The organism is Aeromonas sp. R5-4 (assembly GCF_040908215.1).
GTDB classification, from domain to species: Bacteria; Pseudomonadota; Gammaproteobacteria; order Enterobacterales; family Aeromonadaceae; genus Aeromonas; species Aeromonas veronii.
On record NZ_JBFODG010000022.1, the window covers coordinates 58,409 to 83,068 of the forward strand.

Annotated in this window: 26 protein-coding genes; 17 read left to right on the forward strand and 9 right to left on the reverse strand. The window is 58.9% G+C overall.

Annotated features, from left to right (window positions below):
• Window positions 1–58: 58 nt before the first annotated feature.
• The 4 genes from rfaH to metN all read right to left on the reverse strand — a co-directional run bounded on the left by rfaH (window position 59) and on the right by metN (window position 3,159).
• Window positions 59–559, reverse strand: a complete 501-nt coding sequence (gene rfaH / locus AB5Y83_RS10775) for a transcription/translation regulatory transformer protein RfaH (RefSeq protein ID WP_005339074.1) — start codon at window positions 557–559, stop codon at window positions 59–61.
• Window positions 560–655: 96 nt separating this feature from the next.
• Entirely contained in the window at window positions 656–1,456 is an 801-nt protein-coding gene (metQ, locus tag AB5Y83_RS10780; protein WP_005339072.1) for a methionine ABC transporter substrate-binding lipoprotein MetQ, read from the reverse strand.
• Between the two features lie 25 nt (window positions 1,457–1,481).
• Window positions 1,482–2,135 (reverse strand): methionine ABC transporter permease, encoded by a 654-nt coding sequence (locus AB5Y83_RS10785; RefSeq protein WP_005339070.1) that lies wholly within the window; start codon window positions 2,133–2,135, stop codon window positions 1,482–1,484.
• Window positions 2,116–3,159 carry a methionine ABC transporter ATP-binding protein MetN gene (gene metN, locus AB5Y83_RS10790; RefSeq protein WP_204419570.1) on the reverse strand — a complete coding sequence of 348 codons (1,044 nt, stop codon included), beginning with the start codon at window positions 3,157–3,159 and terminating at the stop codon, window positions 2,116–2,118. Before metN ends, AB5Y83_RS10785 begins: the two co-directional genes overlap by 20 nt.
• 505 nt (window positions 3,160–3,664) lie before the next feature.
• Here metN and AB5Y83_RS10795 point away from each other — a divergent pair.
• On the forward strand, window positions 3,665–4,120 hold the full coding sequence (locus AB5Y83_RS10795) for a hypothetical protein (protein WP_021231947.1): 456 nt from the start codon (window positions 3,665–3,667) through the stop codon (window positions 4,118–4,120).
• 105 nt (window positions 4,121–4,225) lie between these two features.
• Here AB5Y83_RS10795 and ppgK read toward each other — a convergent pair whose 3' ends face one another.
• The gene (gene ppgK / locus AB5Y83_RS10800) at window positions 4,226–4,966 is read right to left on the reverse strand and encodes a polyphosphate--glucose phosphotransferase (RefSeq protein ID WP_005339062.1); all 741 of its coding nucleotides are present in this window, start codon (window positions 4,964–4,966) and stop codon (window positions 4,226–4,228) included.
• A gap of 111 nt (window positions 4,967–5,077) precedes the next feature.
• Entirely contained in the window at window positions 5,078–6,232 is a 1,155-nt protein-coding gene (gene queG, locus AB5Y83_RS10805; RefSeq protein ID WP_257687179.1) for a tRNA epoxyqueuosine(34) reductase QueG, read from the reverse strand.
• Between the two features lie 60 nt (window positions 6,233–6,292).
• Between queG and AB5Y83_RS10810 the strand changes: the two genes are divergently transcribed.
• From AB5Y83_RS10810 to AB5Y83_RS10855, 10 genes are all read left to right on the forward strand, one after another.
• Window positions 6,293–7,804 carry an NAD(P)H-hydrate dehydratase gene (locus AB5Y83_RS10810; RefSeq protein WP_368175146.1) on the forward strand — a complete coding sequence of 504 codons (1,512 nt, stop codon included), beginning with the start codon at window positions 6,293–6,295 and terminating at the stop codon, window positions 7,802–7,804.
• A 10-nt stretch (window positions 7,805–7,814) separates the two neighbouring features.
• Window positions 7,815–8,288 carry a tRNA (adenosine(37)-N6)-threonylcarbamoyltransferase complex ATPase subunit type 1 TsaE gene (gene tsaE, locus AB5Y83_RS10815; RefSeq protein WP_368175147.1) on the forward strand — a complete coding sequence of 158 codons (474 nt, stop codon included), beginning with the start codon at window positions 7,815–7,817 and terminating at the stop codon, window positions 8,286–8,288.
• Between the two features lie 23 nt (window positions 8,289–8,311).
• On the forward strand, window positions 8,312–10,000 hold the full coding sequence (locus AB5Y83_RS10820) for an N-acetylmuramoyl-L-alanine amidase (protein ID WP_368175148.1): 1,689 nt from the start codon (window positions 8,312–8,314) through the stop codon (window positions 9,998–10,000).
• 199 nt (window positions 10,001–10,199) lie between these two features.
• On the forward strand, window positions 10,200–12,065 hold the full coding sequence (gene mutL, locus AB5Y83_RS10825; RefSeq protein ID WP_368175203.1) for a DNA mismatch repair endonuclease MutL: 1,866 nt from the start codon (window positions 10,200–10,202) through the stop codon (window positions 12,063–12,065).
• A complete protein-coding gene (gene miaA / locus AB5Y83_RS10830; RefSeq protein WP_368175149.1) occupies window positions 12,055–12,984 on the forward strand; it encodes a tRNA (adenosine(37)-N6)-dimethylallyltransferase MiaA in 930 nt (309 codons plus the stop codon). Before mutL ends, miaA begins: the two co-directional genes overlap by 11 nt.
• Window positions 12,985–13,056: 72 nt before the next feature.
• Complete coding sequence (hfq, locus tag AB5Y83_RS10835) at window positions 13,057–13,320, forward strand: RNA chaperone Hfq (protein ID WP_005339045.1); 264 nt, start codon at window positions 13,057–13,059, stop codon at window positions 13,318–13,320.
• 63 nt (window positions 13,321–13,383) lie between these two features.
• Window positions 13,384–14,670 (forward strand): ribosome rescue GTPase HflX, encoded by a 1,287-nt coding sequence (gene hflX / locus AB5Y83_RS10840; protein ID WP_005339043.1) that lies wholly within the window; start codon window positions 13,384–13,386, stop codon window positions 14,668–14,670.
• A 91-nt stretch (window positions 14,671–14,761) separates the two neighbouring features.
• Window positions 14,762–15,913 carry an FtsH protease activity modulator HflK gene (gene hflK / locus AB5Y83_RS10845; protein ID WP_005339041.1) on the forward strand — a complete coding sequence of 384 codons (1,152 nt, stop codon included), beginning with the start codon at window positions 14,762–14,764 and terminating at the stop codon, window positions 15,911–15,913.
• A gap of 3 nt (window positions 15,914–15,916) precedes the next feature.
• A complete protein-coding gene (gene hflC / locus AB5Y83_RS10850) occupies window positions 15,917–16,801 on the forward strand; it encodes a protease modulator HflC (protein WP_005339038.1) in 885 nt (294 codons plus the stop codon).
• 105 nt (window positions 16,802–16,906) lie between these two features.
• Window positions 16,907–17,095 carry a DUF2065 family protein gene (locus AB5Y83_RS10855; protein WP_058059476.1) on the forward strand — a complete coding sequence of 63 codons (189 nt, stop codon included), beginning with the start codon at window positions 16,907–16,909 and terminating at the stop codon, window positions 17,093–17,095.
• Window positions 17,096–17,176: 81 nt separating this feature from the next.
• Here the strand turns inward: AB5Y83_RS10855 and ispB are convergent, their stop codons facing one another.
• A complete protein-coding gene (gene ispB / locus AB5Y83_RS10860) occupies window positions 17,177–18,148 on the reverse strand; it encodes an octaprenyl diphosphate synthase (RefSeq protein WP_019444890.1) in 972 nt (323 codons plus the stop codon).
• Between the two features lie 242 nt (window positions 18,149–18,390).
• Between ispB and rplU the strand changes: the two genes are divergently transcribed.
• The 4 genes from rplU (at window position 18,391) to AB5Y83_RS10880 (ending at window position 22,117) form a co-directional block, all read left to right on the forward strand.
• On the forward strand, window positions 18,391–18,702 hold the full coding sequence (gene rplU, locus AB5Y83_RS10865; protein WP_005304210.1) for a 50S ribosomal protein L21: 312 nt from the start codon (window positions 18,391–18,393) through the stop codon (window positions 18,700–18,702).
• A 17-nt stretch (window positions 18,703–18,719) separates the two neighbouring features.
• Window positions 18,720–18,977 (forward strand): 50S ribosomal protein L27, encoded by a 258-nt coding sequence (rpmA, locus tag AB5Y83_RS10870; protein WP_005339028.1) that lies wholly within the window; start codon window positions 18,720–18,722, stop codon window positions 18,975–18,977.
• Window positions 18,978–19,177: 200 nt separating this feature from the next.
• Entirely contained in the window at window positions 19,178–20,380 is a 1,203-nt protein-coding gene (cgtA, locus tag AB5Y83_RS10875; RefSeq protein WP_005339026.1) for an Obg family GTPase CgtA, read from the forward strand.
• 366 nt (window positions 20,381–20,746) lie between these two features.
• Window positions 20,747–22,117, forward strand: coding sequence for a YjiH family protein (locus AB5Y83_RS10880; protein WP_005339025.1), 1,371 nt, complete (start codon window positions 20,747–20,749; stop codon window positions 22,115–22,117).
• Between the two features lie 100 nt (window positions 22,118–22,217).
• On the opposite strand, the gene AB5Y83_RS10885 is transcribed toward AB5Y83_RS10880, so the two are convergent.
• Together AB5Y83_RS10885 and AB5Y83_RS10890 are read right to left on the reverse strand one after the other, a co-directional pair.
• Window positions 22,218–22,559 (reverse strand): hypothetical protein, encoded by a 342-nt coding sequence (locus AB5Y83_RS10885; RefSeq protein WP_252656853.1) that lies wholly within the window; start codon window positions 22,557–22,559, stop codon window positions 22,218–22,220.
• 101 nt (window positions 22,560–22,660) lie between these two features.
• Window positions 22,661–22,990, reverse strand: coding sequence for a hypothetical protein (locus AB5Y83_RS10890; RefSeq protein ID WP_368175150.1), 330 nt, complete (start codon window positions 22,988–22,990; stop codon window positions 22,661–22,663).
• Between the two features lie 305 nt (window positions 22,991–23,295).
• Here AB5Y83_RS10890 and AB5Y83_RS10895 point away from each other — a divergent pair, with 305 nt between their 5' ends.
• Together AB5Y83_RS10895 and AB5Y83_RS10900 are read left to right on the forward strand one after the other, a co-directional pair.
• Window positions 23,296–24,285 (forward strand): luciferase-like monooxygenase, encoded by a 990-nt coding sequence (locus AB5Y83_RS10895; protein WP_368175151.1) that lies wholly within the window; start codon window positions 23,296–23,298, stop codon window positions 24,283–24,285.
• 3 nt (window positions 24,286–24,288) lie between these two features.
• Window positions 24,289–24,594, forward strand: a complete 306-nt coding sequence (locus tag AB5Y83_RS10900) for a VOC family protein (RefSeq protein WP_368175152.1) — start codon at window positions 24,289–24,291, stop codon at window positions 24,592–24,594.
• The last annotated feature ends 66 nt before the right edge of the window (window positions 24,595–24,660 follow it).

The window sequence follows — 24,660 nt, forward strand, 5'->3', positions numbered from 1 at the left end:
ATGGCGGGATTATCCCGCCATTGCTAATGCCATGCACTGGGCCGTCTGGCCCGTGGGTTTAGTCCAGACGTCTGAAGGTGTGGTTGTCGAAGCTGCTGGTGGTCTCCCGGTTGAGCAGGCTGACCAGCAAAATTGCCCGTTTCTCTCCATCCGGCTCCATATAGATGGCTTCGAATCCAGCTAACGGCCCCTCTTCAATCAGCACCTTGTCGCCCGAGCAGGGCAGGCTGGCGTAGCTGGCTCTCGCCTCGTCGCTGTCATCGCGGCTCATCAGCTGATAGACCAGCTTGCTGCTGATGGGGGTCCATTCACTGCCAAAGTGGATGATCCGGCTGATGCCGCGGGTCGATTTCAGGGTGACCGGTGTCACCTCTTCCAGATCGACAAAGATAAACAGATAGTTGGGGAACATGGGTTCCCGTACCGGAACTCGCTTGCCCCGGCGCAGCTTCTCGATCTCCACCATGGGGTAATAGGATTCGATACCCTGGGCATCGAGGTGGGCGCGGGCGCGGGCCTCTTCTTTTGGCTTGCAGTAGGCCAGATACCATTTTTTCATGTTATGAGTATGTTCGTGTTGCCGTGCTCGCGGATATGATAGCGGCGCCAATAAAAAAGGCCACGCATTGCGTGGCCTTTTTTGCCGAGTGAGCAATTACCAACCTTTTACCAGGCCGCCTTTGAACAGCTCGAGACCTTTCTTGTAAACATCATCGGTCTGGAAAGCTTGTACGAACTGTTTGACCTTCTCGTCATCCTTGTTGTTGTCGCGGGCGACGATCAGGTTGACGTACGGGGACTCTTTGTCTTCAACAAACAGGCCGTTTTCAGTCGGGGTCAGACCAATCTGACCGGCGAAGGTGTTGTTGATGATAGCGAGATCCACATCTTCCAGCGAACGGGGCAGCTGTGCTGCTTCCAGTTCCACAATCTTGAAGTTGCGCGGGTTGCTGGCGATATCCAGCACGGTCGCTTCCAGACCGGCGCCATCCTTCAGGGTGATCAGACCCTGTTTGGCCAGCAGGATCAGCGAGCGGCCCAGGTTGGTGGGATCGTTCGGTACCGCGATCTGGGCGCCATCTTGCAGCTCGCTCAGCGCCTTGATCTTCTTGGAGTAACCGGCAATCGGGTAGACGAAGGTGTTGCCAACCGGCACCAGCTTGAAGCCGCGATCACGCACCTGCGCATCCAGATAGGGTTTGTGCTGGAAGGCGTTGACGTCGATGCTGCCATCGTTCAACGCCACGTTCGGGGTGACGTAGTCGGAGAAGTTGACCACCTCGACTGTCAGACCGTATTTCTCTTTGGCTACCTTGGCAGCCACTTCAACCAGTTCGGTCTCCGGGCCGGCAATAGCGCCCACTTTCAGAACCTTGCTCTCTTCTTTTTGACCGCAACCGGCCAGAACCAGACCAGCCAGCAGCGCAGCCGCAACGGATTTGATGCCAAATTTCATAAAACCTCCTGTCAGAAATCGACGATTAACGATGATCACATTTGTTGACCAGGCGCTCACCCGCGCTCTGGATAAGTTGAACCAGTACTACCAGGATAACCACGGTCACCAGCATGACGGTCGGGTCAAAGCGCTGATAACCATAACGAATACCCACATCCCCCAGACCACCGCCACCGATGGCCCCGGCCATGGCCGAGTAGTTCACCAGAGTGACGAGGGTAATGGTGACGCTGTTGAGGATGCCGGGCAGAGCCTCGGGCAGCAGCACCTTGGTGATGATTTGCAGCGGTTTGGCGCCCATCGCCTTGGCCGCTTCCAGCAGGCCGTCCGGCACTTCCATCAGGGCCCCTTCCACCAGACGAGCGATGAAAGGGATGCAACCGACAGTCAGCGGCACTATGGCAGCGATGGTGCCGATACTGGTGCCGACAATCAGCCGAGTCAGCGGAATGATGGCGACCAGCAGGATGATAAAGGGCACCGAGCGACCCACGTTGACCACCATGCCCAGAGTACGGTTGAGCAAGGGGTTGGCCAGGATCTGGCCCGCCTTGGTCACATGCAGCGCTACGCCGAGTGGCAGGCCCAGCAGGCAGCCGAACAGGGCGGAGGCAAACACCATGATCAGGGTGTCGCCCAGGGCCGTGATGAGCAGATTAATCATGGCTTCGGACATAGCCCATTACCTCCAGCTGAATGTGGTTGTCGATAAGGAACTGCTGGGTCGCCTCGCACTGGGCTTCATCCCCGAACAGCTCGGCCAGCAGGAAACCGAATTTGACGCCACCGGCGTACTCGATGTCCGCGCTCAGAATGCTGATGTCGATATTGAAACGGCGGCTCGCCTCGGAGATCAGCGGCGTATCGACCGTGCTGCCGGTAAAGCCAAGCTTCACCAGCGGGTAGCTGCCTGGCACCCGCTCGCTGCTCATCCGATCCTGATACTCCTGCGGTACCTCCAGATGGATGGTGGAGTGGATGAAGTCACGAGCCAGCTGGGTCTTGGCATTGCTGAAGAACCAGGCCACTTCGCCCTGTTCGATCAGACGGCCGTCGCTGATGATGGCCACTTCGTCACAGATCCCCTTCACCACGTCCATCTCGTGGGTGATGAGCAGGATGGTGAGCCCCAGCTTGACGTTGATCTCCTTGAGCAGGGTCAGGATCGAGCGGGTTGTCTGCGGGTCGAGGGCCGAGGTGGCCTCGTCGCAGAGCAGTACCTTGGGGGCCGGTGCCAGTGCGCGAGCAATCGCGACGCGCTGTTTCTGACCGCCGGAAAGCTCGGACGGATAGGCCTGGGCACGGGCTTCCAGCCCGACCAGTGCCAGCAGCTCGGCAACCCGTTGCTGGATCTTCTCTTTGCTCCAGCCCGCCAGCTCCAGTGGAAAGGCGATGTTAGCGGAGACGGTGCGGGAGGCAAGCAGGTTGAAGTGCTGGAAAATCATCCCGATCTGGCGGCGAGCCTGGGTCAGATCCCGTTCGCTCAGGGCGACCAGATCCTGACCATCAACGATGACTTGGCCCTCTGTCGGGCGCTCCAGCAGGTTGACACAACGAATGAGGGTACTCTTGCCGGCACCGGAGGCACCGATCACCCCGAAAATTTTGCCTTGGGGTACATGCAGACTCACATCACGCAGGGCGTGCACGGCGTCACTGCCTGTACCGTAGACTTTGTTGAGACCGATCAACTTAATCATGGATTCTTCCGTGCTAACAGCCTTAAAGCACAGGGCGCTACAGGCGGGGAAATTGGGCAGAGGTTCCACTGGGTTACTCTGTCATCATGGAGGATGATGCTAAGATGTCTGGATGGCCATGTCAACGCATGTTTTTACGTCTAGACGTCTAAAAAAGTGATAAGGATTTCTGTCAGGCGGATAACGATCAGGATGGTATTGTTGCTCTTCCAGATCCTGTTTCGTCCCTACGGGATATGACCGAATTAAAGATGGTTTATATCGGGTATATGCTGGTTTTATTAGTGTGCCAGCCCGTTTCTGTTTACATCTGCTGTCGAGCTTAATGTTCCTCCATCGTTGCACAAATTGCTGCACAAATCGTTCCCTATTCGTGACCGGATCACCTGATCGCCACTTTGTCGGCGTCAACCTTGATGCAGCGCAAGGGGGGCTCGGATAGGGATTGGGTCGGTTGCGCTTGTTTTTTATACTGATGATGCCGACAAGCATGGAGGGCAGTGCGATGAGATTCCAACAGATCAAAGAGTTGCTGCACTATCTTGAACAGGTTCATCACCAGCTCGGGCTCTGTTACGGGCGTTTGACCAGTCAGGTGGACAACGAACGGAGCCGGATGTTGCTGGTCTATCTGCAAGGGCGTGAGGATGCGGCCAGTGCCCATCTGCACGAATATGCCGCTCAGCTGGGAGAGGCGGTCAGGGAGACCTGGCTGAACCAGAGTTTCAGCGAGGACATGCTGCCTGCCATTACCCGCTTCGAGCTGCCGGCATCAGTCCAGACCCAGGATATCGTCACTCAGGTATGCCGCTGGGAAGAGCAGCTGGTGGGCGAGCTGAGCCATCTGGCACGGGAGTGCCCGACACCGGCCACCACCGCTTTGCTCGAGAATCTGGCCGGGCTGGAGCAGACCCGCCTGACCCGACTGGTGCACGGGGTGCATCGACTCGACGACATGTAACGGGTGATAAGTGCCAAACACGCAAGATAACGGCCAAACAAAAGGGCCCGGCAGCAGTACCGGGCCCTTTCCATTGGATATCTGCTGACTTGCAGTGAGCGTCGGTTAGCCCTGCTGCTCGGCCGCGTAGAGGGCGGCCCCGATAATGCCCGCCTGATTGAGGCTGGCCGCCGGAATCAGTGGCGCCCGGGTCTCGATGCGATCGACAAACTTATCCAGCTTGGCTGCGCTGCCGCCCCCCAGAATGAAGAGGTCGGGGGAGAAGAGAAACTCGAGGCGCGCCAGATATTTGTTGAAGCGCTTGCCCCAGCGGTTCCAGGAGAGATCTTCCCGTTTGCGCGCCGCATCGGAGCAGTAGTGCTCGGCGACCATTCCTTCCAGCATCAGATGGCCCAGCTCGGTGTTGGGCAGCAGATGGCCGTTGACGAAGATGGCGGTGCCGATGCCGGTACCGACCGTGATGAGGATGATGACCCCCTTGCGATCCTTGCCGGCACCAAAGCGCATCTCGGCCAGACCGGCGGCATCGGCATCATTCAGCACATAGCAGGGCTTGCCGGTGACATCGGCAAACAGATGCTCGGCATCGGTTTCGATCCAGCTCTTGTCGATGTTGGCGGCACTCTTGGCAACCCCGTTGTGGATGGTGGCGGGAAAGCCGCAACCCACCGGTCCTTTCCAGTCGAAATGTTCGACCAGCGCCTTGAGGGTATGGGCGATGGCGGCCGGGGTGGCCGGTTGCGGTGTGGCAATGCGATGGCGCTCGCCAATCAATTCGCCGGTTTTGGTATCGACCAGACAGCCCTTGATCCCTGAGCCTCCAATATCCACTCCCAACATATGCATCTGTGTTGTCCTTGTTGTGTGCCGACCAGTTTGCAGTGACCACGCTGTTATGGGCACTGCAGGTCGGCAGAGCATGAAAAAAGTGCTGCAATCCGGCAAGGGGCAGATCACTTATGCGTGATCCGACAGACCTTTTTCGATGCAGCGGATCAGCAAACGGGTCTTCTTGTTCTCTTCATCCTGACGCCGGGCAAGGGTGGTCAGCGCCCATTCGATATGTTCGGCCACCATGGGATCGGCGGTGGTCAGCCCCAGTTGCAGAGCCGCGATCACCTCGGGGGTCGCCGGGCCATTGCCAAGGGCGACTGCCAGATTGCGGCGCCAGCGTTGATAGCCGATGCGGCGGATCGGGCTCCCCTCGGTCTGTTTGAGGAAATCGCTCTCGCTCCAGCACCACAGCGCCAGCAGGGGCGGGCGGTGCAGGCTGGGGCGGGGGCTAAAATCGGGTTCCGGGCTGGCATCTGCGTAGCGATTCCAGGGGCAGATAAGCTGGCAGTCGTCGCAGCCGTAGATGCGGTTGCCCATCAAGGGCCTGAACTCTTCCGGAATAGGACCGTCGTTCTCGATGGTGAGATAGGAGATGCAGCGGCGGCCATCCACCACATAAGGGGCGACAATGGCGCCGGTCGGGCAGATGTTGATGCAGGCGACGCACTTGCCGCACTGCTCCTTCTCCACTGGCTGGTCGAGCGGCAGCGGCAGGTTGAGCAACAGCTCACCGAGAAAGAAGAAGGAGCCGGCCGATTCGTTGAGCAGCAGTGAGTGTTTGCCAACCCAGCCGAGGCCCGCCTTGGCTGCCAGCGGCCGCTCTAGGATGGGGGCGGAGTCGACGAAGGGGCGCCACTCACCCAAGGTATCTTCGGTGCCCTGAAACAGCTCGGCGCAGCGCGCTTCGATGCGATCACCCAGCTGTTTGAGCCGGTTGCGCAGCACCTTGTGGTAGTCGCGGCCGAGGGCATAGCGGCTGATATAGCCGAGGGTCGGATCGCGCAGGGTGGCGGCAAAACCCGCCTCGAACGGCAGGTAGTTCATCCGTACCGACAACACCCGCACCGTGCCCGGCAGCAGCTCGTGGGGGCGCGCGCGCATCATGCCGTGGCGCGCCATGTAATCCATGCTGCCGTGATAGCCCGCATCCAGCCAGGCCTGCAATCTCGGCTCTTCGATACGCAGGTCGGTGTCGGTGATGCCCGCCTGGTCAAATCCTAGCTCCCGTGCCCAGAGCTTGATATCGTGGGCCAGCTGGTGGAAGTCAGGTGCGCTCATGCGGCTTGGCCTGGCCGGTGTTTGCTGGCGTGGGTCGATTGATAAGAGGCGGGAGCCGTCATGGTAGAGATCATCAGGGGCGCGTTGGGCACAAAAGAGGGGAGCAGTTTACCACAGGGGTTGTGGCAGACTGAACAGATCCGCGCACTGGAGCGCAACTGGGCCGCGCGTGAGGGGCAACCTCTCTATGCCCTGATGGAGCGAGCCGGTGCCGCGCTGCGCACCTATGCCACCCTGCATTGGCCCGACAGTCGCTGCTGGTGGATCTTCGTCGGCCCCGGCAATAACGGCGGTGATGGCTATGTGCTGGCCCGCCTTGCCCGCCAGATTGGCATTGAGGTGGTGGTGATTGCCGCCAGAGCACCCGACCAGCTGAAGGGGGATGCCAGACGGGCCGCCGATGAGTGGCTGGCGGCCGGTGGCCGGGTCTGGCTGGCCGAGCAGTTTGATAAGGACCAGCACTCCGCCCCGGATCTGGTGGTTGATGCCCTGTTTGGCACCGGTGTCAACACGCCCCTCTCGCCACTACTGACAAAGATCGTCGCAACAATCAATGGCTTGGCTGTGCCCGTGCTGGCGGTGGATCTCCCCTCCGGCCTCAACGGCGATACCGGCCGTGCCATGGGGGCCGTGGTGCAGGCCACTCGCACCCTCACCTTTATCGGTATCAAGCAGGGGATGCTCACCGGCGACGGGGTGGATTGCGTCGGCCAACTCGACTGTGATCCCCTTGGCGTCACGCCTGATGACACTATGCTGCCCGCCGCCTGGCGTATCGATTATCCGCAGCTGAGCACGCAGCTGACCCCGCGCCCGCGCGCTTCCCACAAGGGCTCTTATGGCAAGGTACTGCTGGTGGGGGGCAATCGCGGCATGCAGGGGGCCATCGTGCTGGCTGCCCGCGCCTGCCTGCGGGCGGGGGCCGGGCTGGTGAGGGTGTGTCAGCATCCGGAACATTCGCCGGTCAGCCTTTATCAACCCGAACTGATGAGTCTCACTACTGCTGATGACGAGGGGTGGGCGTCGGTGCGGGTCATCGGCCCCGGCCTCGGTCAGGATGAGTGGGGAAGCGCGCAAATCGCCCGTTATCTCACCGACCGGCTGCCATTGGTTTTGGACGCCGATGGATTGAATTGGCTGGCGCAATCTCCCCGCCATCAGGATAATTGGGTGCTCACGCCCCATCCCGGCGAAGCGGCGCGCCTGCTGGGATGCACCATTGCCGAGATTGAAACCGACCGGTTTGCCGCCGTGCAGGCGCTGCAGCGGCGTTATGGCGGTGTGGTGTTGTTAAAAGGGGCGGGAACACTTATTTATGACGGCGAGCGGGTCGCTCTCTGTTGTGAAGGCAATCCCGGCATGGCAAGTGGCGGGATGGGCGATCTGTTATCTGGTATAATCGCCGCCCTTTTGGCCCAGGGCTGGTCTGCCACCATGGCAAGCTGGCTGGGCGCCGTGATCCACGGCGAGGCTGCAGATCAGGCCGCCGCTGACGGAGAGCGGGGCATGCTGGCGTCAGATCTGCTGCCGCTGATCCGCAAACTGGTTAATCCCGACACCATTACAAGTTAAAAAGAAGAACATGGCAAAACAGTTGATGATGACACTGCCGGACGAGGCAGCAACCGTGGCACTGGGTGGCCGTCTGGCACAGGCCTGCCAGCAGGCGACCACAGTGTTTTTGCATGGCACGCTTGGCGCCGGTAAAACCACCCTGACCCGTGGCTGGGTGCAGGGCCTTGGCCATCAGGGCAAGGTAAAAAGCCCGACTTACACCCTGGTCGAACCCTATGAGCTCGATGGCTGGCAGGTCTACCATTTTGATCTCTATCGCCTGGCTGGTCCGGAAGAGCTGGAATTCATGGGCATTCGGGACTATTTTGCCGCCAACACACTCTGTCTGGTGGAGTGGTCCGAGAAGGGTGAGGGCTGGTTACCGGCTCCCGACCTGGAAATTACCCTCACTTATGTAGGCGAGCAGCGCGAGGTTCTGATAGAGGCTCGCACTGCTATTGGCGAAGCCATTCTGGAACGGTTGTCATCTACGTGCGCTTGATCCTTGTTATTGCTCTCTCTTTGATGGCGTTACCCTCCTGGGCGAATCAGCTCAAGAGCGTACGAATCTGGCCATCACCGGATAACACCCGGGTGGTGCTCGATATGAGCAGCGCCCCCAATTACAACTACTTCACCCTCACCGGCCCGGATCGGTTGGTGATCGATCTGAAAGGGGCGAGCAACGCCGCCAATCTGGCCCGGATCGAGAACAACAGCGAACTGGTGCGCAAGATCCGCCAGAGCACTCCGCTGGAGAAGGGCGGTCTGCGGCTGGTGATGGATCTCAGCTCCGCCATCAAGCCGGTGGTCTTTCCGCTGGCGCCAGCCGGGCCCTATGGTCACCGTCTGGTCATCGACCTTCCTTATGAAGAGAAGCGCTCGGCGGCAGCAGTGCAATCCACGCCTGTCGGTGGCAAGGGCAAGGGAGTGGTGATTGCTATCGACCCGGGCCACGGCGGGGAAGACCCGGGCTCCATCGGCCCGCGCCGTACCTACGAGAAGCGGGTCACGCTGGCGGTCTCCCAGAAGCTGGCGGCACTGATCGACCGTGAGCCGGGGATGCGCGCCGTGATGACCCGTCGTGGCGATTACTTCGTCGACCTCAACAAGCGCTCCGAGATCGCCCGCAAGGCCAAGGCGGATCTGCTGGTCTCTATCCATGCAGACAGTTTTCATAACTCGACCCCGCGCGGTGCCTCGGTCTGGGTCTTGTCGACCAACCGCGCCAACCGCGAGATGGGCAGCTGGCTGGAGAAGCAGGAGAAGCAGGGCGAGCTGCTGGGCGGTGTCGGCAAGGTGTTGGCGGAATCCGATCCCAACCCCTATCTGGCACAGACCTTCCTCGACCTCTCCATGGACAAGTCCCGTGCCGAAGGGTACGACGTCAGCCGCCAGATCCTGCGCTCCATGGGCAAGGTCGCCCGACTGCACAAGAAGGCGCCGGAGCATGCCAGTCTGGCGGTGCTGAAAGCGCCGGATATTCCCTCGGTGCTGGTGGAGACCGGTTTTATCTCCAACCATGCGGAAGAGAAGCTGCTGGCCACCGCCAGCTATCAGGACCAGCTGGCCCGCGCCATCTTCGAGGGGATCCGCAACTACTACCGCGCCCACCCGACCAAGGGGGCCATGCTGACCGGCAAGGGGCAGGTGAGTCAACCTGCCGCTACTCGCCCTGCACCGGTAGCCCAGCAGCCGGTGAGCCAGCCCAGGCAGACACAGTCGCAGCCGGTAGTGACCAACAAGATGCCCGCCACCGCCCGCGACGGCGGTGCTGGGAGCGGCTCTGGCGCCGGAGTGATCAAGCCTTACTCGGCGGCAGCGCAGGAGAGCGGTGCACCGGTCAGCAGTGTGGGGGACTATGACAAATCGCGGATGCTCCGCCATGTGGTCAAACGGGGTGAGAGCCTCTCCCGCCTTGCCGAGAAGCATGGAGTGAGTCAGTCCACTCTGGTGGAGATCAACCAGCTGCGCAGCCGGGATATTCAGATTGGTCAGACTATCTATATCCCTCAGCAGGGGCAGAGCCGCGCTGCTGCCCCCGTTCGCAGTGACGACAAGTCGCAGATGATCCGCCATGTGGTCAAGCGGGGCGAGAGCCTCTCCCGCCTTGCCGAGAAACATGGGGTGAGTCAGGCACGGCTGGTAGAGATCAACAAGCTCAAGTCGCGGAATATTCAGGTAGGGCAGGTGCTCTACATTCCGCAAAACTGACGCGCGGGATTGGGCGATGCCACTCCCGTTGTTAGCGAATACCATCAGCAAGATTGAAATTCAGGAGTAAGTGATGCCGATCCGTATATTACCCCCGATTTTGGCCAACCAGATTCCGGTTGGTGGAGAGGTGGTGGAGCGGCCCTCCTGGAGCCTTAAGAGACTGACCATCCGCAAGATAGAAATTCAGGAGTAAATGATGCCGATCCGTATTTTGCCACCCATTCTGGCCAACCAGATTGCAGCCGGAGAGGTGGTGGAGCGGCCCTCTTCTGTGGTGAAAGAGCTGGTGGAGAACAGCCTGGATGCGGGGGCCGACCGGGTCGAGATCGACATCGACAAGGGGGGCGCCAAGCTGATCCGCATCCGTGACAACGGCTGCGGTGTCGCCAAAGATGAGCTGGTACTGGCGCTGTCGCGTCATGCAACCTCCAAGGTGGCCACGCTGGACGATCTGGAAGGGATCAACAGCCTCGGTTTTCGCGGTGAAGCGCTCGCCTCCATCAGCTCGGTTTCCCGTCTCACCTTCACCTCCCGTACCGCCGAGCAGTCCGAAGCCTGGCAAGCCCAGGCGGAAGGGCGGGAGATGAGCGTCACCATCAAGCCGGCGGCCCATCCGGTAGGCACCACGGTGGAGGTGGTGGATCTCTTCTTCAATACCCCCGCGCGGCGCAAGTTCATGCGCAGCGAAAAGACCGAGTTTGCCCATATCGATGAGCTGGTGCGCCGCATCGCGCTCTCCCGCTTCGATGCCACCCTGATCCTGCGCCACAATGGCAAGGTGGTGCGCCAGTACAAGGCCGCCAATACCGTGCCGGAGCAGGAGCGTCGCCTCGCCGCCGTTTGCGGCACCCCCTTCATGCACCATGCGCTGGCGGTGGAGAGCGAGCATAGCGACGTGCGGTTGTGGGGCTGGTTGGCGACTCCGGAGGGGGCAAGACCGCAAAACGATCTGCAATACACCTATGTCAACGGCCGGATGATGCGCGACAAGCTCATCAACCACGCCATTCGTCAGGCCTATGACGAGCTGCTGCCTCCCGATCGCTTCGCCGCTTATGTGCTCTATATCGAGCTGGATCCCCGTCAGGTAGATGTCAACGTCCACCCGGCCAAGCATGAGGTGCGCTTCCATCAGGCGCGGCTGATCCACGACTTTATCTTTCAGGCGCTGTTTACCGCGCTGCGCCGCGAAGGGATGAGCGCCGCTCATCAGGACACTCCGCTGGCCGAAACTCTGGTCGAGTTGCCGGTCAGTCCGCAGATTGAATATCCCGGTCAGGCGCCACGCCCGGAGTGGTACGGTGCCGAGCACAGCTACCGGGCACCTGCACAGGTGCGGGAGGGGGGCGGTGGGGCTGGCCGAGCCAGCAATTATCAACCACCTGAGCCGCCGAGTCGGGAGGCGATGCGCGGCATGGGCGCTCTGCTCACTACGCTGCCTATCGCAACTGAGGCTGCTCCTGCGCAGCCCACTGATCCAGTGCCGTCACCCAAACAGGGGGGATGTCGCGCCCTGACACTGGTGGAGCAGGCCTACCTGTTGATTGAGCGGGATAATCAGCTGGCCCTGCTCTCGCTGGTACGCGCCGAGCGGGTGCTGCTACGCCACTGGTTGCTGGAGACCTGGGGTCAGGGGCTGGCGGCCCAGCCACTGTTGCTGCCGGTCTCCTTCAAGCTGCCGAAGAATTTGATCGCGCTGGTGACCGAGCAGGAACGTTTGCTGAAACGGATGGGGCTGGAGTTGAAAAGCGGGGGGCGCGACACCATGATCCTGACTCGGGTGCCTGCTCTGCTGCGCCAGACCGATCTGGTGCGTCTGTTACCCGAATTGCTGCAAATTATCGAGGGCGGATCTGACAGTGATGCTGGTCAGCAGGCTGAAGTATTATGCCAATGGCTGGTGGAGCAGGGGATAAGCCGCGAGAAGATATACGATTTTTCAACTGCCAGTCGTCTGCTGACGGAACTTGTGGCCGCTCACGCTGACCAACTGACAGATATTCGCATGGTACGCCCGCTTTCATTGGCGACCGTGCTGGAGGAGTTTGAACATGGCGAGTGACTTGCCGACCGCAATTTTTCTGATGGGGCCGACGGCCTCCGGCAAGACGGATCTCGCCATTGAACTGTGCCAGGCGCTGCCCTGCGACATCATCAGCGTCGATTCAGCGCTGATCTATCGCGGCATGGATGTAGGCACAGCCAAGCCGACCGCCGATGAACTGGTACGTGCCCCGCACCGGCTGATCGACATTCTTGACCCTGCCATGAGCTATTCGGCAGCCGATTTTTGCAAGGATGCCCTGCGGGAGATGAAAGAGATCGCCGACCGTGGCCGCATTCCTCTGCTGGTGGGCGGTACCATGCTCTATTTCAAGGCGCTGCTGGAGGGATTGTCCCCGCTGCCCTCTGCCGATCCCGCCATTCGTGCCGGGATTGAGGAAGAGGCTGCCCGCCTCGGTTGGCAAGCGCTGCACGATGAGCTGGTACGCATCGACCCGGTGGCCGGGGCGCGGATCCACCCCAATGACCCGCAGCGACTCTCTCGGGCGCTGGAGGTCTACCGTATCAGCGGCAAGACCCTTACCGAGTTGACACAAGTGCAGGGGGAGGGTTTGCCCTATCGGGTGCAGCAGTTTGCCATCGCTCCGAGCGATCGTGCCGTGCTGCATCAGCGTATCGAACAGCGCTTTGATAAGATGCTGCAAGGTGGCTTTGAACAGGAGGTTCGTACGCTGATGGCGCGCGGCGATCTGCACCCGGATCTCCCCTCCATTCGCTGTGTGGGTTATCGCCAAATGTGGGACTACCTGTGCGGTGAAGTGGGGTATGATGAGATGCGTTATCGTGGCATTGTTGCCACACGCCAATTGGCAAAACGACAGATGACCTGGTTGCGCGGCTGGCCCGATGTGACCTGGTTGGAATCTGGTGAGTCTGGCAATCTCGACCGCGTGCTTGCTCGCGCTGGTGCGGCTTGACACTCCCTGTATAATCAGGTTGTTATATTGATATTCGGTGTTTAAAAACAACAAACTATAAGGAAAAGAAAAATGGCTAAGGGGCAATCTCTCCAAGACCCGTTTTTGAATGCGCTGCGCCGTGAGCGGATTCCTGTTTCTATCTATTTGGTGAACGGCATCAAACTGCAAGGTCAGATCGAGTCTTTTGACCAGTTTGTTATCCTGCTGAAAAACACCGTGAGCCAGATGGTTTACAAGCACGCCATCTCGACTGTCGTACCGGCCCGTGCCGTCAATCATCACCAGCCCACTCCGGGTGGCGCGGCTGATGAACAGGGTGATGCCGAGGCGTGATATCCCTGGGCGAGTCGACTCGCCAACTCAGATTCATCATGATTCCTGTTAAGGAGCAAGCGCTTGTTTGACCGTTATGAAGCTGGCGAACAGGCCGTTCTGGTGCATGTCAACTTCAGTGATGAGGGTGAGCGGGAGGATCTGGAAGAGCTCAAGATGTTGGTGAGCTCGGCCGGAGTCAATGCGCTGGGGGTAATTACCACCAGTCGCAGTGCGCCCAGTGCCAAATTTTTTGTCGGCAGTGGCAAGGCTGAAGAGATCGCGTCCCAAGTCCAGATGCTGGATGCCGACGTCGTCATCTTCAACCATGCCCTGACCCCTGCCCAGGAGCGCAACCTGGAGCGTCTGTTCCAGTGTCGGGTGGTGGACCGAACCGGCCTGATCCTCGATATCTTTGCCCAGCGCGCCCGTACCCACGAAGGTAAACTGCAGGTCGAACTGGCCCAGTTGCGCCATCTTTCCACTCGTCTGGTGCGAGGCTGGACCCACCTTGAGCGTCAAAAGGGCGGGATCGGTCTGCGTGGCCCGGGTGAAACCCAGCTTGAAACTGACCGACGTCTGCTGCGGGAACGCATCAAGGCGATTTTGCGTCGGCTCGACAAGGTGGCCAAGCAGCGGGAGCAGGGACGCCGCGCCCGCAACCGCAACGAAGTGCCGACGGTGTCACTGGTTGGTTATACCAACGCCGGAAAGTCCACTTTGTTCAACCAACTTACAGCTGCCAGCGTGTATGCTGCCGACCAATTGTTCGCAACTCTGGATCCCACCCTGCGTAAACTGGTGATCCGGGATGTGGGTGATGTGATTTTGGCGGATACAGTTGGATTTATTCGACACTTGCCCCATGATCTGGTCGCGGCCTTCAAGGCGACCCTGCAGGAGACCCGTGAAGCGGATCTGCTGCTGCATGTGGTGGACTGTGCCGATGAGCAGATGCAGGAGAATATCGACTCCGTGCAGCAGGTGCTCGCCGAGATCGAAGCCGATGACAGGCCCCAGCTGATGATCTGCAACAAGATCGACAAGCTGGCGGATCGTCCGGCAGGTCTGGAGCGAGATGACGAGGGGCGCCCGTTGCGCGTCTGGTTGTCGGCCCAGACTGGTGAAGGTTGTGAGCATCTGTTTACGGCGCTGACCGAATTGCTGGCTGGCTCCATGGTGCATCACACCCTGCAGTTGCCTCCTTCTGCCGCGAGATTGCGCAGTGCGCTCTATCAGCTGAAAGGGATTGAGCAGGAAGGTTTTAGCGAGGAGGGTGATTTCGTGCTGGAAGTCCGCTTGCAAGTGGCCGACTGGAACCGCCTCGTGAAACAGGAAGGTGAGAGTTTACAACGCTTTATCAGGCATTGATTCGTCGATGAAGGTGACCCCTTAGGGGCTTCTCAACGTATGATGGCCCGATAGAGATGATATCCATCCGCATGTATTAATGGAGACGCTGATGGCTTGGAATGAGCCTGGTAACAACGGCAAAGACCGTGACCCTTGGGGGAATAACGGCAAGAATCAGGGACCCCCTGATCTGGATGAAATGCTGCGCAAAGTGAGTCGCCGTTTCGGTGGCTTGTTTGGTGGCGGCAAATCTGGCGGCGATGTAGGTCGCTTTGGTATCTCCATCGCGCTGGTTGTGGCTGTGGTGGTGTGGGTCGTCAGCGGCTTCTACACCATTCGCGAAGCGGAGCGTGGTGCCGTGCTGCGGTTTGGCAAGTTTTCCCATATTGTCGAGCCGGGCCTGCGCTGGAAGCCGACCTTTATCGATCAGGTGATCCCGGTGGACGTCGAGTCCGTGCGTTCCCTGCCTGCCTCCGGTTTCATGCTGACTCAGGATGAGAACGTGGTACGGGTTGAGATGGACGTGCAGTACCGTGTGGTCAATCCCGAGCAGTATCTGTTCAGCGTGACCAATGCCGACGAGAGTCTGGGTCAGGCCACCGATAGCGCCCTGCGCTACGTGGTGGGTCATACCCGGATGGATGATGTGCTGACTACCGGTCGTGAGAAGGTGCGTCAGGAGACCTGGCAGGTGATCGATGGCATCATCGAGCCTTACCAGATGGGTCTGCAGATCGTCGACGTCAACTTCCTGCCGGCGCGTCCGCCGGAAGAGGTGAAAGACGCCTTTGATGACGCCATCTCCGCTCAGGAAGATGAACAGCGCTTCATTCGTGAAGCAGAAGCCTATGCCCGTGAAGTGGAGCCGAAGGCCCGTGGTCAGGTGAAGCGTCTGGAGCAGGAAGCGGAAGCTTACAAATCCCAGATCGTGTTGAAAGCCCAGGGTGAAGTTGCTCGCTTCAACGAGCTGCTGCCCCAGTATCTGGCTGCCCCCGAGCTGACCCGTGAGCGTATCTATCTGGAAACGATGGAAGAGCTCTATCAGCAGGCCAACAAGGTGGTGGTCGACATGCCGGCTGGCAACAACAGCATGATCTACCTGCCGCTCGACAAGCTGTCTGGCAAGCCGAAGGCTGCCCAGTCTGATCGTGCCACTGTCGCCCCGGTCACAGAGCAGGTCCCCGTTTCCAACGAGGGCGCCAACTCTACCCCGACAATGCCGCTGCGTAGCGGTGACCGCTTCAGCTCAGGGAGAAACTGATAGATGAAAAAGCTAGCTATTGGTGCAATCGCTGTCGCGGCCATGGTCTGCTTCTCCTCTGTCTTTATCGTTGATGAAGGTCAGAAGGGGATTGTGGTGCAGTTTGGCAAGGTGAAGCGGGTTGACTCCGGTGAACCCCGCCTCTATGAGCCGGGCCTGCACTTCAAGGTGCCGCTCATCGACCAGGTTCGCAAGATGGATGCCCGCATCCAGACCATTGACAGCCAGGCCGACCGTTTTGTCACCTCCGAGAAGAAAGACCTGATCATCGACTCTTACGTGAAGTGGAAGATCGAGGACTTCTCCAAGTACTACCTGGCAACCGGTGGTGGCAACAAGCTGCAGGCTGAAGATCTGCTCAAGCGCAAGATCAACAACGGCCTGCGTTCCGAGATTGGTAACCGCACCATCAAGGACATCGTCTCCGGTGAGCGCAGTACCGTAATGGAAGATGCCCTGAAGAAGATGGCGCGCTCCTCCGAGCTCGGCATCAAGGTGGTGGATGTGCGGATCAAGCAGATCAACCTGCCGGTGGAAGTCTCCAACTCCATCTACCAACGGATGCGTGCCGAACGTACCGCAGTCGCCCGTGAGCACCGCTCTCAGGGTCGCGAGAAGGCTGAAATCCTGCGTGCCGATATCGACCGCAAGGTGACCGTCATGATCGCCGACGCCGAGAGTAACGCTCGCCAACTGCGTGGTGAAGGGGATGCGGAAGCCGCCAAGATCTATGCCGACAGCTACAAGAAAGACCCCGAGTTTTTCAGCTTCGTGCGTAGCATGGAGGCCTATCGCAAGAGCTTTGCCGGTGGCAACGACCTGATGGTGTTGAAGCCGGACAGCGAGTTCTTCCGTTACCTCAAGTCTCCTCACGGCACCAAGCAGTAATCGCCACGAGGTTACATTCAAAGGGTCTGCATTGTCAGACCCTTTTGTTTTTGGTGCCAACGCCAGCCGTCGACCCAGGGGGCTGGTTGCATTGAAGGAGGTCGGATGCTGACATCCATGCTGATGGGGTTGGGATTGCTGCTGTTGTTCGAGGGGCTAGGCCCGTTGTTGATGCCCAAGGCATGGCAGCAGATGTTACGGTTGCTGAGCGATCAGCCACCGGAGCAGTTGCGCCGTATCGGCGGCTCGCTAGTGGTTGCGGGTAGCGTGATCCTCTGGATGCTGAGTCGCTGAGTCTGGCGCAATGCACTGTCCAGCAGATAGCAGACAATAAAAAAGAGGCCGAAGGCCTCTTTTTTCATGCATGTCGTTTACTCAGGCACTGCGCTGCACGGCCATGTGGGCCAGTGTTTCGAGCGCCTGTTTGTGCGGGGAGTCAGGCAGGATGGCGAGGGCGGCAATGGCCTTATCGGCCTCTTCCCTGGCTCGCATGCGGGAGTACTCCAGCGCGCCGGTACGGTCGAGAATGCCAAGGATCTGCTCAAGATGCTCCATGCCGTTGCGGTGCTCGATGGCATCGCGCACCAGCTGGCGCTCTTCCGGCGTACCCACTTCCATGGCGCGCAGCAGCGGCAGGGTCGGTTTGCCTTCGGCCAGATCGTCGCCGACGTTCTTGCCCATCTCTTCGCTCTGGGAGCAGTAGTCCATCACGTCATCGATGATCTGGAACGCGGTGCCCAGATACTTGCCGTAATCGGTCATGGCCTGCTCGACGGGCTCGGGCTGATGGGTCAGCACGGCGGCAAGGCGAGTGGCGGCCTCGAACAGCTTGGCGGTCTTGCAGTAGATGACCGTCATGTAGCTCTCTTCGGTGGTATCCGGATCGTTGCAGTTCATCAGCTGCAACACTTCCCCTTCGGCGATGGTGTTGGTGGCATCCGAGAGGATCTCCATCACCCGCAGGTTGGAGAGTTCGGCCATCATCTGGAAGGAGCGGCTGTAGAGGTAGTCACCGACCAGCACGCTGGCGGCATTGCCAAACATGGCGTTGGCGGTCTCCCGGCCGCGGCGCAGGTCGGATTCGTCGACCACGTCGTCATGCAGCAGGGTAGAGGTGTGAATGAATTCGATGATGGCGGCCAGTTTCAGGTGATCCTCACCCTCATAGCCCAGCGCACGCGCAGCCATCACGGTCAGCATAGGGCGCATCCGTTTCCCGCCGGCGCTGACAATGTAGAAACCCAGCTGATTAATCAGACTAACGTCGGACTGGAGTCGGGCCAGGATCAGTTCATTGACCGCCGTCATGTCGGCGGCACAGAGCGCACGGATAGTCTGTTGGTCCATAAGTCTCGTAACGTGACAGCAGCAATAACTGCGATTTTAGTAATGGCAGGGATTCTACACGATTTCACAATGGGTTACAGTTAGGCGTTTATCCACGGCGGCAGATATGCGCACAAAATAAACTTTTTGCTAAATTGGCCTTGCCTGAGCAGATCGATTTGCGTAGAATGCCCGCCCATTGTTATAGGTTTTTGCGCATGTCTAGCCTTGAGCAAAAGACATGCCTTTACGGAGTTAATCAAATGTACGCGGTATTCCAAAGCGGCGGAAAACAACACCGTGTGGCCGAAGGTCAAATCGTTCGTCTGGAAAAGCTGAACGTTGAGACTGGCGCTACCATCGACTTCAACGAAGTTCTGATGGTTGCTGCAGGCGACACTTTTAAAGTAGGTGCTCCTTTCGTTGAAGGTGGCAAGGTTGTAGCTGAAGTTGTGGCTCACGGCCGTGGCGAGAAAGTGACTATCGTCAAGTTCCGTCGTCGTAAGCACCATCGTAAGCAAGCGGGCCACCGTCAGTGGTTCACTGAAGTCAAAATCACTGGCATCAGCGCTTAATTAGAGGAGTCCGATAAATGGCACACAAAAAAGCTGGCGGTTCATCCCGCAACGGTCGCGATTCTGAAGCTAAACGCCTGGGCGTGAAGCGTTTCGGCGGCGAAACAGTTCTGGCTGGCAGCATCATCGTTCGTCAACGTGGTACCAAGTTCCACGCTGGCACCAACGTTGGTCTGGGCAAGGATCACACCCTGTTCGCTACCGCGACTGGTAAAATCCTGTTCGAAGTTAAAGGTCCTCTGAATCGTAAGTACGTTAGCATCGTTGCTGAGTAATTACGGACCACAAGGATCCGAAGCCCCGCCAACAGGCGGGGCTTTTGTTTTTATGACATCTTTCTGATGTCGTTGACGAAAAAACGGAACGCAGCTGACTTTGGCTCTGACGGGCATGATTGGCAAGATGCGTATCGCCCGCAGGGGTCTGTACCACTATAATTGCGTATCGGTTTTTCGAATTAAGGTGACGGTTACCTATGAAGTTTGTTGATGAAGTCCAGATTCGAGTCGATGCCGGTGACGGTGGTAACGGTTGTGTAAGCTTTCGCCGTGAAAAATATATTCCCAACGGTGGTCCGGACGGCGGTGACGGCGGTGACGGTGGCGACGTATATCTGATCGCCGACGAGAACCTCAATACCCTGATCGACTACCGTTTCGAGCGTTTCCATGCTGCCGAGCGCGGTGAGAATGGCCAGAGCGCCAACTGTACCGGTCGCCGCGGTAAGGACAAGATCCTGCGTGTGCCGGTCGGTACCCGAGCGACCGATGAAGATACCGGTGAACTGCTGGGGGATCTGACCCACCACGAGCAGAAGCTGCTGGTTGCCAAAGGTGGTTTCCACGGTCTGGGCAACACCCGCTTCAAGAGCTCCGTCAACCGTGCTCCCCGCCAGAAGAGTAACGGTACTCCGGGTGAAGTGCGTACCCTGAAGCTGGAGCTGCTGCTGCTGGCCGATGTCGGCATGCTGGGTCTGCCCAACGCAGGCAAGTCTACCTTTATTCGCGCCGTTTCTGCGGCTCGCCCGAAAGTGGCAGATTATCCCTTTACCACCCTGGTGCCGAACCTGGGGGTGGTGCGTGGTGAAAACTCCCGCTCCTTCGTGATCGCCGATATCCCTGGTCTGATCGAAGGTGCTGCCGAAGGTGCAGGTCTGGGTATCCGCTTCCTGAAACACCTCGAGCGTTGCCGCGTACTGATCCACCTGGTGGATATCTGCCCGGTTGATGGCTCCGATCCTGCTGAAAATGCCGTGACCATCGTCAAGGAGCTGGAGAAGTACAGCCCGGAACTGGCTGGAAAGCCGCGCTGGTTGGTGTTTAACAAGATGGACCTGATCCTGGAAGAAGAAGCCCAGGAGGTGATGGATCGCGTCAAGGCGGCCCTGAACCACGAAGGTCCGGTCTATGCCATCACTGCCATCAGCAAGGAAGGCACCAAGAAGGTCTGCTACGACATTCTGGATCTGCTGGATACCATGCCCCGTCAGCTGGCGGAAGATGCCAAAGACGCCATCGAGAAGGTGGAGTTCAAGTGGGACGACTACCACAAGAACCAGCTGGCCAAGGCTGAAGCGGAAGCACTGGCTGCCTCTCTTGCCTTCGATGAAGGGCTTGATGATGACGATTGGGATGACGACGAAGATGATGGCGTTGAAGTCATCTACGTCCGTGACTGATCCCCGTCACTCTCATTGAAAACCGGAGCCTGAACAGGCTCCGGTTTTTTTATGTCTATCGAGCAGCAACTCATTAGATATATTTGTGATGTCACTTATTGCCTGCCACTGATAACCGATTATACTGCCCACCAAAATTAACAATAGCGAAACAATCATCTGGCGATGTCGATTGAATCGATATGCGCATCTGTATCTTATTGTTTTAATGGAAGGTTTGCCTGTAGAAATATTTATGCGCAGATTTCTGCCTTAAGGGCTTGTTTGTGCATTTTTTTAGAGTATTCTTGCGCCCGTTTTGCCGGTTAATGCATGAATACGCAGGTTGGCCGGGCTAGGGAAAAGTAACATTAGGGCAGTCATATCATGTTGGAAAAGAGTCTCGAAGCACCTGCGGTCAATACTCGCCGTAATTTGTTGATGTTTCTGGTTCCGTCACTTATCGGGATCCTGCTGTTCATGACGCCGGTCGTCTATGACGGTAACGTCACCATCCCGGTGGCCGTGCTGGCCAAGCTGGTGCAGCGCGTTTTTGCCGATTATCTGGTCGCCATGGTCAGTGCGGTGATCACCACCACCATGCTGATGACGGTGATTGCCTGGCTGTTCAAGCCAGCGATTCTGGTGCGTCGTCCTTTCCTCAACAGTTTGTTCAATGTCTCCCCTTTCTGGGCCTGCGTACGGGTATTGGGCGGTATCTTCGTGCTGCTGACCTTCTTCCAGGTGGGGCCTGAGGTGCTTTACTCCGGCGCAACCGGTGGACTGGTGCTCAACGATCTGCTGCCGGTGCTGTTCTCGGTCTTCATTTTTGCCGGCCTGCTGCTGCCGTTGCTGCTCGATTTCGGGCTGCTGGAATTTGTCGGCACCATGATGACCCGCATCATGCGTCCGGTGTTCCGGTTGCCGGGTCGCTCCGCAGTGGACTGCTTTGCCTCCTGGCTTGGCGATGGCAGCGTCGGCATCCTGCTGACCAGCAAGCAGTACGAAGGGAAGTTCTACACCCAGCGTGAAGCTGCGGTGATTGGCACCACCTTCTCTGCAGTCTCCATCACCTTCTGTCTGGTGGTGATCTCCCAGGTGAAGCTGGAGCACATGTTCGTTCCCTTCTACCTGACCGTCTGTCTGGCGGGCGTGGTTGCCGCCATCGTGGTGCCGCGTTTGCCGCCACTTTGCTGGAAGAAGGACATCTATGCCGATGGCACTCCCCTGTGCCGCAAGCAGGAAGCAGTGCCGCACCAGCACAGCGTGATGAGCTATGGTTTCGAGCGTGCCCTCACCAAGGCTGACAGCATGACTGATCTCGGCGCCGTCGCACGGGAAGGGGTGAAGAATGCACTGGATATGGTGTTTGGCGTGCTGCCGGTGGTGATGGCGATCGGTACCTGTGCCCTGATGCTGGCCGAGCACACCCCTATCTTCAACTGGCTTGGCGCCCCGTTTGTCCCCTTGCTGGAGCTGCTGCAACTGCCGGAGGCGGAAGCGGCTTCCAAGACCATCATGGTCGGTTTTGCCGACATGTTCATTCCGGCGGTGCTGGCCTCGACCATCGAGAGCGACATGACCCGCTTCGTGATTGCCGCCATGTCGGTAACCCAGCTGATCTATATGTCGGAAGTGGGCGCCCTGCTGCTGGGCAGCAAGATCCCGGTCAAGCTGTGGGAACTGTTCGTTATCTTCCTGCTGCGCACTCTGGTTACCTTGCCGGTTATCGCCGGGGTAGCACACCTGCTGTTCTAAGGGCGCAACGGAGTGAAAAACGGTCAACCTCGGTTGACCGTTTTTTTTATGGCTTTTCCTCTTTTCTCCGGGCTTGATGGATGACGCGGGCCCTTGCTCATCAGTGTCCCTGCGGATGGGGTTGTGCTGGCTTGCGGGGACACTGCACCAGCAGGGTATGGATGGTGAAGGTGCTGATCTGGGGGAAGCTCGGGCTAAATCCCCTCATCGGGTCGGAGCCCCCCATGCTCATCTGAACTTTGGTGAAGGTATGCTGGCTGCGATCGGTTTCCTGATAGCCCTGCGGACAGCTCAAGCTTGCCTGTTGCTGGCAATCATCCGGCGCACTGCACTCGATCTGGAATCGTTGCTGCGAGGAATCTGCGGAGGTGAGCTCAGTGACAGTGGCGGGGGCGCAACCGGACAGCAATATACTGCCCAGCAGGACAATTCTCTGTGACATAAGAGGTTTGTGCTCAGTGGAACAAGAAAAGGGTGGTAGCGTGCCGGCTTGGGCCTTGGTATCCCATACCGGCCGCAGTATGCGTTTGCGTGACGTTATGCTCAGATCGGACACTGGATGGTTAACGAGTGGACCGTGTTGGCGATGCGATAGGGCTTGGCTGCTTTGTAGACCTTCTTCTCGTCGTCATAGCTTCCCCCCAGATACTGGGTGCTGTAGAGCGTCTGCTGGCGGCGGTCGGTCTCCTTGTAACCTTGCGGGCAGGTCTGGTTGGCCTGCTGGAAGCAGGCTTTCATGCTGCTGCACTCGATGTAGAAGCCGCGCTGGCTGGTATCGGCAAGGTGCACCGGGGTGACGGTGGGGACGGGGGGAGACAACAGGGCGCAGCCGGAGAGCATCAGTGCGCCCAGCAGAACGAGATGTTTTGACATAGATAACCTGAACAGTGTGGTGTGACAAAAAGTGAGGGGGAGTCTATTGCTCCCCCTTCGCTATAGGGGCACCGTTATAACCAGCCGGGGGTGCTCAGGCCAGCCCGCAAATGTAAGAAAATATGATCCACCCACGGGCTTGTGCGGCCAGCAGGATGAGCGTTCAAACAATACTTGCCTGAGATTTGTTCCGTTCGATTGCTGCCGCTTGGCAGGCAGAGTGTGGCAGGAGATAGTGATTCATTCAGGTATCCCGTGCTACATTGCCCTACTTGTTACTGGCCTGTAAATCAATGGAGTGACCCATGTCTGCCATCCCCTATTCCGTGCTCGATCTGGTGCCTGTTGCCGAAGGTTCCGTGCCTGCCGAGTCGTTTCGCCGTTCACGGGATCTTGCCCGCCATGTCGAGGGTTGGGGTTACCAGCGCTACTGGCTGGCCGAACATCACAACATGCCGGGCATTGCCAGTGCCGCTACCTCGGTGCTGATCGGCCATCTGGCCGAAGCCACCACCACTCTGCGGATCGGCGCGGGTGGCATCATGCTGCCGAACCACTCGCCGCTGGTGATTGCCGAGCAGTTTGGCACTTTGGCTTCTCTCTATCCCGACCGCATCGATTTGGGCCTTGGTCGCGCCCCCGGTACCGATCAGCGCACCATGCGGGCGCTACGGCGTATGCGCAGTGGCGAGGTGGATGATTTCCCAGCCGATGTGCGCGAGCTGATGAGCTATTTTGGCGACGAGATCGGCGCCGTGCAGGCGGTGCCCGGTAAGGGGCTGCATCTGCCCATCTGGCTGCTGGGCTCCAGCCTCTACAGCGCGCAACTGGCGGCGGCGATGGGCTTGCCGTTCGGTTTTGCCTCCCATTTCGCGCCCGCCATGTTGCTGCAGGCGCTGGAGATCTACCGCAGCCAGTATCGCCCCTCTGCGCGCTGGCCCAAGCCCCATGCGGTGGTCTGCATCAACATGATCGCCGCCGACAGCGAGCGGGAGGCCCGCTTCCAGTTTACTACCGTGCAGCAGCAGTTCTTGCGCCTCCATCGCGGTGATGCGGGCAAGCTGCCCACGCCGGTCGTCCAGCTTGGTGACGAGTGGGCGCCCCGTGAACTGATGGCGATGGAGCAGACCCTGGCTCGCTCTCTGGTGGGCGACCCTGAGCAGGTTCGTCACGGCCTCAAGGCCCTGCTGGCGGAAACCCGTGCCGATGAGCTGATGTTCAATGGGCCCATCGTCGATCATCAGGCCCGACTGCGCTCCTTTGAAATTGCCGCCGAGCTGATGCAGAGCCTGTAAGCCATGACGAACCCTACTGTCGCGGTGGATGAGGTGTATTGGAATCCCATGGTACCGGAGCTGTCGGTTACCGATCTGACTCGAGCTCTGGTTTTCTATACCGGTTTGTTGGGTTTCTCAGTCCGCTATCGGCGCGATGACCCTCCTTTTGCTTATCTTGAGCAGCAACAGATACAGCTGATGCTGGAGCAGGTACATCCGGCGGGTTGGCAGGTCGGGGCGCTGGAGCCACCGTTCGGTCGGGGGATCAATCTGCAGATGGAGCTGACCGAGATCCAGCCGCTACTCGACCGATTACAGGCCGCCTAGATTGCACTTTTCCGGCAGCCTACTGAGGTCTGGTATCCAGTGGGCGAGATGCTGGCCGGGCAGCGC